Annotated in this window: 9 protein-coding genes; 8 read left to right on the top strand and 1 reads right to left on the bottom strand. The window is 62.2% G+C overall.

The window, feature by feature from the left end; translation table 11 throughout:
* The first annotated feature begins 1 nt into the window (after nucleotide 1).
* Nucleotides 2-583, top strand: coding sequence for an NUDIX hydrolase (locus AAHM38_RS16975; RefSeq protein WP_012761538.1), 582 nt, complete (start codon nucleotides 2-4; stop codon nucleotides 581-583).
* Between the two features lie 47 nt (nucleotides 584-630).
* A complete protein-coding gene (locus AAHM38_RS16970) occupies nucleotides 631-858 on the top strand; it encodes a sulfurtransferase TusA family protein (protein ID WP_004629370.1) in 228 nt (75 codons plus the stop codon).
* 94 nt (nucleotides 859-952) lie between these two features.
* Here the strand turns inward: AAHM38_RS16970 and AAHM38_RS16965 are convergent, their stop codons facing one another.
* Complete coding sequence (locus AAHM38_RS16965; RefSeq protein WP_012761539.1) at nucleotides 953-1,585, bottom strand: LysE family translocator; 633 nt, start codon at nucleotides 1,583-1,585, stop codon at nucleotides 953-955.
* Nucleotides 1,586-1,873: 288 nt separating this feature from the next.
* Between AAHM38_RS16965 and AAHM38_RS16960 the strand changes: the two genes are divergently transcribed.
* The 6 genes from AAHM38_RS16960 to AAHM38_RS16935 all read left to right on the top strand — a co-directional run bounded on the left by AAHM38_RS16960 (nucleotide 1,874) and on the right by AAHM38_RS16935 (nucleotide 12,515).
* Nucleotides 1,874-4,327 carry an ExeM/NucH family extracellular endonuclease gene (locus tag AAHM38_RS16960; protein WP_116574728.1) on the top strand — a complete coding sequence of 818 codons (2,454 nt, stop codon included), beginning with the start codon at nucleotides 1,874-1,876 and terminating at the stop codon, nucleotides 4,325-4,327.
* 209 nt (nucleotides 4,328-4,536) lie between these two features.
* Nucleotides 4,537-6,975, top strand: a complete 2,439-nt coding sequence (locus AAHM38_RS16955; RefSeq protein WP_116574729.1) for an ATP-binding protein — start codon at nucleotides 4,537-4,539, stop codon at nucleotides 6,973-6,975.
* 339 nt (nucleotides 6,976-7,314) lie between these two features.
* On the top strand, nucleotides 7,315-7,902 hold the full coding sequence (locus AAHM38_RS16950) for a fimbrial protein (RefSeq protein ID WP_012761542.1): 588 nt from the start codon (nucleotides 7,315-7,317) through the stop codon (nucleotides 7,900-7,902).
* A 124-nt stretch (nucleotides 7,903-8,026) separates the two neighbouring features.
* Nucleotides 8,027-8,740, top strand: coding sequence for a fimbrial biogenesis chaperone (locus AAHM38_RS16945; protein ID WP_225694653.1), 714 nt, complete (start codon nucleotides 8,027-8,029; stop codon nucleotides 8,738-8,740).
* Nucleotides 8,741-8,865: 125 nt separating this feature from the next.
* Nucleotides 8,866-11,427 carry a fimbria/pilus outer membrane usher protein gene (locus tag AAHM38_RS16940; RefSeq protein WP_012761544.1) on the top strand — a complete coding sequence of 854 codons (2,562 nt, stop codon included), beginning with the start codon at nucleotides 8,866-8,868 and terminating at the stop codon, nucleotides 11,425-11,427.
* Nucleotides 11,428-11,558: 131 nt separating this feature from the next.
* The gene (locus AAHM38_RS16935; RefSeq protein WP_257019791.1) at nucleotides 11,559-12,515 is read left to right on the top strand and encodes a fimbrial protein; all 957 of its coding nucleotides are present in this window, start codon (nucleotides 11,559-11,561) and stop codon (nucleotides 12,513-12,515) included.
* Nucleotides 12,516-12,681: the final 166 nt, after the last annotated feature.

Raw genomic sequence — 12,681 nt, 5'->3', positions numbered from 1 at the left:
CATGAGCTTCGACTACCGCTTCTGCCCCCAATGCGCTACGCCGCTCGTCGAGCAGCACAACGCCGGCCGCCTGCGCATCGCGTGTCCGGTGCCGGACTGCGGCTTCGTCCACTGGAACAATCCGTTGCCCGTCCTGGCGGCGGTTGTCGAATATCGCGGGCAGATGTTTCTCGCGCGCAATGCGCTGTGGCCGGAGGGCATGTTCGCGCTCGTCACGGGTTTTCTCGAACGCGACGAGACACCCGAAGAGGGCATCGCGCGCGAACTGAAGGAAGAGACGAACCTCGACGCTCGCTCGATCTCGCTGATCGGTGTGTATGAGTTCATCCGCAAAAATGAACTGATCATTGCGTACCACGTGGTGGCCGATGGCGAGATCGCGCTGTCGGAAGAGTTGGTTGAATACCGCCTGAAGCCGTTCGAGAAAGTCCGCCCCTGGACGGCCGGCACCGGTTATGCCGTCGCCGATTTTCTGACCGCGCGCGGGCTGCCCGTCAACTACATCGACATCCGCACCGGCGAACCGGCCGAGCCGCCGCCGCGCCAGTGGCAACCCACCCGGCTCGTTACAATCCCGGAATGACTGACGCGAGTGGCACTGCGCCGCTGGCCCGTACCACTGAGGAAGACATGGAGTTTCAAAAGGAAATCGACGCGCGCGGCCTGAATTGCCCGCTGCCCATCCTGCGCACGAAGAAGGCGCTTGCCGACATGCAAAGCGGCGACGTGCTCAAGATTCTTGCCACCGACCCCGGCGCCACGCGCGACTTCCAAGCGTTCGCCAAGCAGACCGGCAACGAGCTGCTGGAGCATAGCGAGCACGACAAGGTGTTCACGTTCTACATGCGCCGCCGCTGATCTGGCAGCGCGTTCAATGAAAACGGGGCGATCCGGCCAAACCGGATCGCCCCGTTTTGATTTGGCGGCGGATCGTTTCACCGACTTTGTGTGGCTACTTGCGCGCTTCCATCGCCATGCGCAGCGCCAGGCTGGTCAGCACGGTGCCCATCAGGTAGCGCTGAACCGATAGCCAGCTCGGCTTGCGCGAGAGGAATGCCGCGATGCTGCCCGCCGTGGCCGCGATCATCGAATTGACGGTCACGCTCACGCAGATTTGTGTCAGCCCCAGGCAGACCGACTGCACCAGCACGCTGCCATGCGCCGGCTCAATGAACTGCGGCAGCAGCGACAGATAGAGCACTGCGACCTTCGGATTGAGCAGGCTGGTCAGCAAGCCCATCGTGTAGAGCTTGCGCGGGCTGTCCACCGGTAGTTCACGCACCTGGAACGGCGCCCGGCCGCCGGGCCGCACCGCCTGCCAGGCGAGGTACAGCAGATAGATCGCGCCGCCAAAGCGCAGCGCATCGTAGGCAAACGGCACGGCCATCAGCAAGGCGGTGATGCCGAATGCGGCGCACAGCATGTAGAAAACGAAGCCCGTGGCGATGCCCGCCAGCGACACCAGCCCGGCGTTGCGCCCCTGGCAGATCGAACGCGAGATCAGGTAGATCATGTTCGGGCCCGGCGTCAGCACCATGCCGAGCGCAACCAAGGCAAAGGTGAGCAGGTTGGTGAGGGTAGGCATGGCGAAATCGCTGTCTGCGGAAAGGGCGAAGAGCTTGCAGGCTAGCACTGGCCGCGATTCGGCCAACAGGTACAGAAATCCATAAATTTTCGCGATTCTGTATCGGTCCCACGTAGACAACACGCCGACGGCAGCGTCGACGCTTGTTTCATTTTTTGGTGAGCGCGGGCTGCGAGGAAGGAACGGCTTACAGAATGCTGAACGATCGGTGACGGCACGCCATGCGTGCGTCATCGGCGTTGCTGAGGGTATGCCGAAATCCTTTTATTCCCCAACCCCCCCGTCCCCATGCGCCTGCATTTCCTCCTTGCCGCCGTGCTGTCCGTGGCGTTGCCTGCTCAAGCCGAGCTTCTCATCAGCGAGTACGTAGAAGGCAGCTCGAACAACAAGGCCATCGAAATCTACAACCCGGACGGCGCCGAAGCCGATCTGTCGGTCTACAAGATCGAGCAGTACAACAATGGCGCCAGCACGCCCACCGCGTCGTTTGCGCTCTCGGGCAAGCTGGCGCCAGGCGCCGTCCATGTGATGGCCCACAGCACACTGGCCAGCGTGCTCGGCAGCCGCGTCAATCAGACTGCGGCGTTCTCCTTCAATGGCGACGATGCGCTGACGCTCACGCGTTCCGGCGTGGTTGTCGACCGCATCGGCCAGGTTGGCTATCAACCGCCGTCCGGCTTCTGGGGTACAGCCAGCGCCGGCACGAAAGACCACACGCTGCGCCGCAAGGGCTCGGTGAAGCAGGGCGATACGGCAGCGACGGCTGCTTTCGATCCGTCCCTCCAATGGGACGCGTTCGACGTCGACGACTTTTCCGACCTTGGGTTGTACAACGGGCAGGGCACCGTCACGCCACCGCCTGCCGCTGCCGTGTGCGGGGCGCCGGCAACGCACCTTGCGGATGTGCAGGGCGCCGGCCCGACCTCGCCGCTGGCCGGTCAGAACGTCGAGATCGAAGCCGTGGTGACCGCCGACTACAGCGGCACCAGCGGTTTCAACGGCTTCTTCGTGCAACAGCCCGACGCGCAGCGCCGCAGACTGCCCGGCGTATCGGAAGGACTGTTCATCCACGCGCCCGGCGTCACAGCCCGTGCGGGAGACCTTGTCCACCTCGTCGGCAAGGTGGAGGAGAAGTATGGCCAGACGCAGTTGACGCTGGCCACCAACGGCATCGCAAGCTGCGCCGGCGGCAACAGCGTGACGCCGATCGACGTGACATTGCCCGTGGCCGATGCGAGGGCGTGGTCCGCGTATGAAGGGATGCTCGTGCGCCTGCCGCAGACCCTCACGGTAAGCGAGACGTACGAACTTGGACGCTACGGCAGTCTGCTGCTCAGCAACGGTCGCCTGCCATTGCCGACAAACGTGGCACGGCCCGCAACTGGCGCGGCCCAGGCATCGGTCAATGCGCTGAACCGCATCGTGCTTGACGATGGCTCCAATCAGCAAAATCCCGCCAGCGTGCGTTACCCGGCGCCGGGCCTGTCGGCGGCAAATCCAGTGCGCGCCGGCTATACCGTGAGCGGTGTGCAGGGCGTGCTTGAAATGCGCTACAACGCCTGGCGCCTGCAGCCTGTCCCGGGTGCGGCCGCGCCGGCTTTCAATGCTGCTGCGAACCCGCGTGCGGGTGCCCCTGCGCGCCACGCTCAGGCCGATGTGCGCGTCGCTTCGTTCAACGTGCTGAACTACTTCAACGGAGACGGCAAAGGGGCTGGCTTTGATGATCCAGCCAATCGAGGTGCCAAGACACGGGCCGAGTTCGAACGCCAGGAAGCCAAGATCGTCGCCGCCATCCGCGACCTCAATGCCGACGTGGTCGGCCTGATGGAAATCGAGAACGACGGCTACGGCGAGCTCAGCGCCATCCGCCGCCTGACGACCCAGCTTGGCGCCGACTGGCGCTATGTCGACCCGGGCATACCGAAGCTCGGCGGCGATGCAATCACGGTGGCAATCATCTACAACGGCCGCACAGTGGAGCCCGTCGGCACGCCGGCCACGCTTGCCATCGACGACAAGAACCGCCAGCCGCTCGCGCGCAGCTTCCGACGCATCGGCGGCACGCAGAACTTCACCGTGGTCGTCAATCACCTGAAGTCCAAGGGCTGTTCTGGTGCGAGCGGCAAGGACGCCGACCAAGGCGATGGCCAAAGCTGCTGGAACCCCACCCGCGTCCGCGCTGCCGGCCTGATCGCCGACTGGCTGGCGATCTCGCCGACCGGCGTGGCGGACATCGGCAAGCTCCTGATCGGCGACCTCAACAGCTATGCCAAGGAAGACCCCGTCGTGCTGTTCGCCGACAAAGGCTATGCCGACATGGTGGCGAAGTTCGTCGGCACGGATGCGTACAGCTACGTCTATGGCGGCGAAGCCGGCTACATCGATCATGCGCTCGCCACCTCCGGCCTGGCCGAGCGCGTGCGCGCCGTGCACGAGTGGCACATCAACGCCGATGAGCCGATTGCGCTGGAATACTCGTTCGCCCACAAGAGCGCCGAACAGCAGCAGACGTTCTACGCGCCGGACGCCTACCGCTCGTCGGACCACGATCCGGTGCTGGTCGACCTCGCGCTCAGCACGCAGACGGCAGGCGGCGGCACGAATCCGGAAGCCGATGCGGCGGCGGGTGCGGCCACGGGCAGCACAGGGGTGGGGGGTGCCGGTGCGGTGGACCCGATCCTCGGGCTCGCACTGGCCGCCGCTGCGGTAGCCCTCGCGCGACGTCGTGCGTCTCGGTTCTGAGCGTCTGCGCTTTTCCTCGGGCGACGCGCGGCAGCTCCATCGCCAGTCGAATCGCATCCATGCGTTCGTTGACCGTTCGACACAGCCTTCAGGTCGTTTCCGGCCATCCGGCTCGGGACTGAATTAAGCTTCTGAACTGGCGCGATCAGCAACATCGCGAACCCGACGCGCCGAGGCAATCGATTCCGGTATGGGGATGGGGGGGAGATGTGAGCAATGTAGCCGCGGCGGTCCGCGCGCTGATCTTAGGCTTCTGGCTCGGCTTGATGTCCGGCGGCAGCAATGCGGCCCCAACTTCGCTGTTCACCCCCGAAGAGGATGCCTGGATCGCCGCGCATCCGATCGTGCGCACCTGCGTGGATGCGCATTGGCGTCCGTTCGAGTTTGTCAAAGCCGGCAAGGTGGCCGGCATGGTTCCATCGTTCCTCGATGCGGTTGCCCATGTGAGTGGGCTGCGTTTCGAATATGTGGAAGGTGCGTGCTGGAACGGCTCGCTGGCTGCACTGAAGCTCGGGCAGGTGGACATGCTCCCCGACTGGAGCAAGGACGAAGCCGTGGCACCCTACCGAGACGGTTACATCGCGAGCACGCCGTACTATGTCGGGACAATCGCCATCGTTACGGCGGAACAGGAAAACCTGTTCGCCAGTTTCTCGCAACTGTCCGGCAAGCGGCTTGCGATCAAGGGCGGCGGTGGTCTTGAACTGGCCATCCGCCGCAGCTCCGTCCCCGTGAAGTTGGTAACGTTTCAAAACGAGTCCGACGCGTTGCAGGCGGTTGTTGACGGCGTTGCCGACGCCGTACTCGGGACGGACGCTTCGATCGTTCCGCAACTGCACCGGCAGTTCAAGGGCCGGCTGTTTCTCTCGGGCAGCCTCTGGGACCGGCCCTATGCGTTGACGATGGTCACGCGCGATGACAATCCCATGCTCGCGTCGATTCTCGATAAATCGCTGACCGCCATTTCGGCGTCGGAGGCCGACGCTATCCGGCAGCGGTGGCAGGAAACGACCGACTACGGCGCGCCGTCGCTCGCCTCGATCCTGCATTACCGCTGGCGCCAGGTCGCTCTCGTTGCGGCCGTTGTTCTGGCGTTTGCGGTGTTGGCCTATGTGCTATGGCGTGCGCGTGTGGCCGCCGTTCGCAGTGAGCGTGACAAGGCGATGTTCCTCGCATTCATCAGCCACGAAATCCGCACGCCGATGCACACGATTCTTGCGTCGCTGGAACTGCTGCAGCGCTCGCAATTGACCGGCCAGCAAGCCAGTCGCACGGATGCCGCTGTCTCGGCGTCGGAAACGCTCTTGGCGCTGCTTGACGATGTCCTTGAATACTCGCGTCTCGAATCTCGCAGCGTGACACTCGCGCTTCAGCCTACGGCGATCGGGCCGTGGGCCGAGCAGACTCTGGACATGGTCCGTTGGCGCTCCGATGAGAAGAAACTGGCGTTATCGCTCGATCTCGCCTGCGCGCCGGATTTCAGCGTGGAGATCGACGCCATGCGCGTACGGCAGATCGCACTGAATCTGCTGGTGAACGCCATCAAATTCACCGCGGCCGGCAAGGTCGTTTTTCGCGTCGACTATCTGCCCGGAAGGCGGCGCGGCACTGGAACGCTCGTGCTCGAGGTCAGGGACACGGGCATGGGCATTCCGCCCGAGCGCCAGCGGAACATTTTCGAGCCGTATGCACGTGTGGAAAGCCCGGGAAATCGCGGTGCGAGCGGAACTGGGCTGGGCTTGTCGATCTGCCACGAACTCGTGGAGTTGATGGAGGGCGTGATCACCGTCAGCAGCAGCCCCGAAGTCGGCACGGTATTCACCGTCATGTTGCCGACACGCGAGGCGCACGCAGCGGTGGCGTTGCCGAAGGCTGCGGAAACAGCATTGGCGTCTGCGCCTCACGCAATATCGCCTCCTCGGACGGTAAAGGCGCCGTCGCCGGAATCGGAGGAGGGGCCGCTGGTCCTAGTGGTGGATGACCACGAAGCGGTGCAACACGCGATCCAGCATCAGCTTGAGGCACTGGGCTGCCGGTCTGCAATCGCCGGCACCGGTGAGGCCGCGCTCGAACAGTTTGCGTCAGCAGCGTTTGACATGGTGCTGCTCGACTGCAATCTGCCGGGGATTGATGGATATACCGTCGCGCAGCGCATGCGAAACATCGAACATCAGCGCGGAGGCGAGCGCACGCCCATTGTGGCCATCTCGGCTGTGACAGGCGACACGCACCGCGTCCGGTGTTTCGACAGCGGCATGGACGGCGTCCTTAGCAAGCCGCTGCGCCTTGCCGCCTTACGGGAACTGATCGCGCTTTGGTGCGGCCATGGTGATTCCGGCTCCCGTACGGTGCAGGCAGAGCGCGAGACGGAATCGACGGTGGACGTGCTGGCGATCTATCGAGAGACCATGAAAACCGATCTTGAAATGCTCGCGCAGGGTCTCGCAGATCGGAATATCGAGCAGGCACGTCGCGCGGCACATCGGATATCCGGTGCCGCTGCCGTTGTGGACGACCTGCGAACGCGCCAAGTGGCAAGCGAATTGGAGCGGCATCTTTCGAAGGCGTCGGGGGGCATCACGGCAGACGCGCATGCGCTCCTGGCGGAACTCCAATCGCTGCACCCGACGGACAGCGCCACTACCTGAATTTGTCAACGGAGCGAACGTCGCTCCGGTTCCGTATCCCCCCACATATGCCGTGTACGCCTTGCCTGAGGCGGCACGGAGCCTTGTGCTGCAACGATTTCCGGGTTCTGCCGCATGCCTAGCGAGTCGCCTCGTTCGTGACGAGAATGTCTCCGCGCGCCCCAATGCCTAAAGCGGAGGCGTGCGAGCAGAACGCAAGAATCCCTCCGCTTTTTCAGAACAGTCTGATATGGCGCAGCCGCCACGCTTGGAATACTTGCGCCTGCCTTCTTCGATAGGCATTTGTTCTCGACCAAATCCCGCACGTTCGTGCTGCGGATTCAATCTAAGGGTAAGTCAATGAAAGCAAAACTGTTCCTGGCTGGCGTCGCCGTGTCTGCTCTTTCTTTCGCCGCAATGGCGCAAGCAGCGCCTGCGTCGGTGGATGGCGTTATCAATTTCCAAGGCACGATCCTGAGCGACACCTGCAAGGTGTCTTCGCTCACCGGCGATGCAGGCACCATCAACGTGAACATGGGCAAGATCGCTGCGGACGACATCGGCACGGTTGCTGCACCGAAGCTTCTGACCAGCGGTTCTGGCTCGGCCAACATTGACGTGGTGTGCAAGACGGGCGCCAAGGTCAGCATGAAGTTCGCCGGTAAGGCGGCCGACCTGAGCGCCGACAAGAAGACGCTGCGCGTGAATAGCGGCAACACCGCTGCAGGTTTCGCACAAGGTGTGGGCATCGCCGTGTACGAAGGTACGGGCGCAGGTGCAAACGCGTTCGACCTGAGCAACGGCGATCTGCTGGCACAGACCACGGTGCCGGCGACCGGCGGGGCAGTCAACGTCCGGTTCTCCGCCGCCTATGTGGCCGCAGACGCGGCCAAGATCAAGCCGGGTATTGCCAACGCCAGCCTGCCGTTCACGCTCACCTACGAGTAAACGTAAGCCAAGCGCCAGCCAACGCGGCTGGCTTCAATCGGCAGCGGTCATTACCCCGCTGCCGCCTATTTCTTCACAGGCAGTTCCGGATATGAAAGCAAAACGATACGCCGTTGGCGCGGCGTTGGCGTGCGCGTTGGTTGCGTCCGCGAGCCACGCCAGCATTTCACTCAGCACCACGCGCGTCATCTTTGATGGAAAGAACAAGGAAAGCTCAGTCGTCGTCAGCAATGATGGTCAAGATGCGCTGCTCCAGGCGTGGCTGGATCCATTGGAAGACGTAGCCAATGCCCAACTGCCGTTCGCAATTACACCGCCTTTGGCAAAGGTTGGTGCCAAGCAGCAGCAACTGCTGCGTGTGCTGTACGAAGGCGTCGGCATGCCAACGGATCGCGAATCCGTATTTTGGCTGAACGTCCAGGAGATTCCTCAGACCGCCAAAGAAGACAACGTCCTGCAATTGGCTGTTCGTCAACGCATCAAGGTGTTCTACCGGCCCACCGGTCTGGCTGGCGATCCGGTCAAGGCGCCTACACGCCTGCAATGGCAGTTGAACCAGGGCGCCGGCAAAGGGCTGCTGCGCTTGACCAATCCGAGCCTGTATCACGTGACCGTGGTGGACGCCAAGGTGCATGTCGGCAGTGCAGAGGAGCCCGTCATCGACGCGAAGATGATCGCGCCTAACTCGACGGTTGCTGTGCCCGTCAAGCTGCCGGCGGCCGGAGCCGGCGCACCCGAGCTCCGCTACGACGTCATTAACGACTACGGCGGCCGCCAAAGTTACCGCGTCACCTTGCACAGCAGTCAGCCGAGCACGCCGGTCTCAGCCGGCAATTGATTGAGCTGGCCTAACGCCAGTTCGATTCCGCCAGCCCGCCTGGGCTGGCTTAGCCCGCACCCACCGTAGCGGAGCTTGCCTATGTGACAGCCATCCGATTCACAAAGCCAGAAGCGAGCATTGCAATGTCTACCTGCCAGACGACCAAAGCGTTCTCCAGAAAGGCCGTTGGGAAAGCGGCTCCTGTACGCCTGAGCACAACGCCGCTCTACCTGGCCGTGTGTCTTGCGATGATGAACAGCGCGCGCGCCACCGAAGGGGAGACGCTCGTCGCACAGGTGGATCCAACGCTCCTCGCATTCAATACGAGTTTCCTGAACGGCCAAGGACGGCCAGCGGACCTGAGCGCCGTACTGAGTTCGGGCAGCAGCGTGCCGCCCGGAAACTATCGGGTGGAGGTGGAGGTCAACGGTAATCTGGTCGGCCGTCGCGACATCGATTTCTACCAAGACACCGACAAGGCCAAGCTGCGCCCGTGCCTGACGGCGAAGATGCTTCAGGACTTCGGTGTCAACCTGAGCGCGATCAACCCGCCGCTGGATGTCAACAGCCAAGCCTGCCTTGATCTGCCGCACCTGCTGGATCAGGCATCGGTCGATTTCGATGCCGGCAGGCTGCAGCTCAATCTGAGCATTCCGCAGGCCTTTCTTTCCCGCGCGGCGCGCGGCTATATAGACCCTGCGCTGTGGGACGAAGGGGTCACTGCCGGCTACGTCAACTACCAGTTCAGCGGCAACTACGGTCACAGCCACATCGGCACTGACAGCAGCAGCTACTTCGTTGGCCTGCAGAACGGCGTGAATATAGGTCGCTGGCGCCTGCGAAACGAGTCCACGCTCACCGGTAGCAACAGCGGCCAGACGCGCTTCAAGAGCAACCGCACGCTCGTGCAGCGCGACGTCGATGCCATCAAGGGCCAGCTGACGTTCGGCGAGCAGTATTCCGACGCGACGTTGTTTGATAGCGTGCGGTTTCGCGGTGTGCAAGTCACTTCTGACGATGCCATGCTGCCCGACAGCGAGCGCGGCTATGCGCCGGTGGTGCGCGGTCAAGCAGCCACCAACGCGGTGGTCGAGGTGCGCCAGAGCGGCTATGTGCTCTATCGGGCCAACGTGCCGCCTGGCCCGTTCCAGCTGACCGACATCTTCCCGTCCGGCTCCAATGGCGATCTGGAGATCACCGTCATTGAAGCTGACGGTAGCAAGCGCGTCACGCATCAGGCGTTCTCCAGCCTGCCGCTGATGCTGCGCAAGGGGCGCCTGAAGTATAGCTTTGCAGCCGGCAAGTACGATGGGGACCAGGGCCCCGCGCCTAATCTGGTCAGCGGCTCGCTCGTCTATGGCCTGACCGACAACAGCACGGTGGCGGGCGGCCTGCAAGTGTCGAAAGACTTCCAGGCCTTGAACGTGGGGGTCGGTACGAACACGCCCGTCGGCGCCCTGTCGGTGGACATCACGCAGTCGAGCAGCCGCGCGCAGGGTAAGCGCGACACCGGACAGAGTGTGCGCATCTTGTATGCCAAGACTTTTACGCGCACCAACACGAACTTCACGCTCGCGGCCTATCGCTACTCGACGTCGGGCTATCGCACGTTTAACGACCACGTTAACGACCTGCATAACGCCGATGGCGTGCAATCCGGCCGCAGCCGCTCGCGCGTCGACTTGACGACCAGCCAGGACCTAGGCGGACCTGATCGCAAGTATGGCAGCGTCTACCTGAACGTCAGCCAGCAGACCTATTGGAACCAGCCGGGCTCCAGCCGCAGCATCAGCGTCGGCTACGGCAACAACTGGAAACGGCTCAGCTACAACCTGAGTCTCAGCCAGACGAAGGACAGCCGCTTTGGCAGCAACGGCAGCAATACGCAGGTCATGCTCACGATGTCGATCCCGCTGGGTGGCAAGCTGCAATCACAGCGTGCTTACACCAACGTCAGCAACGACAGTAGCGGCGGCACAAACATCCAGAGCGGTCTGAGTGGTTTCATCAGCGAAAAGACGTCATATGCCATGCAGGCCGGCTATACCAGCAGCGGGCGTGGCGCGACGGGCGGTGCAAGCATTACACACGATGCCGATGCTGGCCAGCTTTCAGCCAACATCAATGTCGCACGGGACTACCAATCGGCCAGCATGAATGCCATGGGTGCCGTAGTGGTACATGGCGGCGGCGTCAACCTGAGCCGTACTGTCGGCGACACCTTTGCGCTCATGAAAATGGAGGGCCTCAAGGGCACGGACATCCGCACCGACGGTGGCATTCCGGTTGGTAGAAACGGCTACGCGGTGGTGACCTACGCACAGCCTTACCGGCTGAGCGCTTTGCGTCCCGACACGCATAACCTGGGCGCCGACGTCGAGCTCGAAGACACCGTCAAGCAGGTCGTGCCGCGCCGCGGCGCCATCGTGCAGGCGACCTTTCGTGGCTACAGCGGTCGGCGTGCGCAGTTCACTCTGCAACAGATCGACGGCAAACCGGTGCCGTTTGGCGCCAGCGTGCAAGACGCGCAAACCGGCAAACAGTTGGGCATTGCGGACCCGAATGGCAATGCGTTTGTGCTGCTCAACCAGGAGCAGGGCACGTTGGTTGTGAAATGGAAAGAAGGCCAATGCCAGGCACCCTATGCGTTGCCGAAAGCAGAAGCTGGCCGGAACTACCAGCGGCAGACGTTGCGTTGTAGATAGCCACCGGGCTCTCGAATCCTCCGCGGCCATGGATACATGGTCCATCGCATATAAGCAAAACTTGGAAAGAATCGTCGATGCAAAAAAATCTATACCCCCTCGAGTCGGATCATCTTCTCCGCGCTTTCTGTATGGCCGCGTTCTTCTTGGCGGCTCTGCTCGCCTCGCCAGCTGACGCCGCGAACTGCACGATGCATCAAGGCGCCGTCGTCAAGCAACTCGCGTTTCAAATACCTTCAAGCTTTACCGTACCGCGCGATGCACCCATCGGTACCGTTATCTATGAAAGCGCACCTATCACGAACAGCGCACAAGACACACCGGCCTTCACCTGTACTGGCGCCTTCCGCTGGGGTTTGGTGAATTCGGTCGGAGGGATTCCGCCTGCCGCTACCAAAGTCGATATGCCGATCGGAAATACCGGACTGGCGTGGGGCCTCGTCTACGATAACAAGAAGTCGACTCCAGCACCGCTACCCGCAGCTTCACTGGGGATCCAACAGGTAGCGGACACCTACACATTCGTGAGCACGTCTTTCTCGTTAAGGATCAGGAAGATTGGCCCAGTTGCGCCAGGCGCTGCCGTTGAGGCGGGGCTTCTGGGGTATGTCAACATGAATGACGAGTTCAACGTCTTTATCGTTCGAACCTCCACAAAGGCAAGCGTTACAGCCCAGAGTTGCAGGACGCCAGATGTCATCGTGCAGATGGGAGATCGGAATCGTGTCGGACAATTCAAAGGTGTTGGCACTTCGTTGGCGCCTGTGAATTTTTCGATCAATCTGAACGAGTGCCCCTCGGGCATTAGCAAGGTTTCTTATCTACTGAAGCCAAACACCCAAATCTTGGATGCCGCGCAGTCGGTCGTCGCGCTCGACGCTGAATCGGTAGCTAAGGGGGTCGGCCTGCAGGTTCTTGACCAGAACGGAAAGCCGGCGGTGTTGAACGAGAAGATCGCTTTTAGCGAGTACGACAAGGCTGGTGGAAATTTCAGTATCCCGCTAAAAGCAGCCTATCGGCAAACCGCTCCAGTCGTTGGAGCGGGCACAGCGAATAGCTCGCTGACTTTTGTGATGAGCTACGAGTAGCTTCGATTTCACGCGGCTTCATTGAACGCCGCCGGTGCAACTGGTGCATCGGCGGGATGCGACATCCGAATGTGGGGTTCGTCGTCCACCTGACTTTCGGGCCAAGTCGGCGAGCTTTGCGCCCCAACAAAAAACCCCGCAGAGCCAAGCCCAGCGGGGTTTTTTG

This window comes from Ralstonia sp. OTU4908 (assembly GCF_038440115.1).
Lineage (GTDB): Bacteria > Pseudomonadota > Gammaproteobacteria > Burkholderiales > Burkholderiaceae > Ralstonia > Ralstonia pickettii.
Note: the sequence above shows the minus strand (reverse complement) of the source record. Positions and strands in the feature narration are given on the sequence as shown.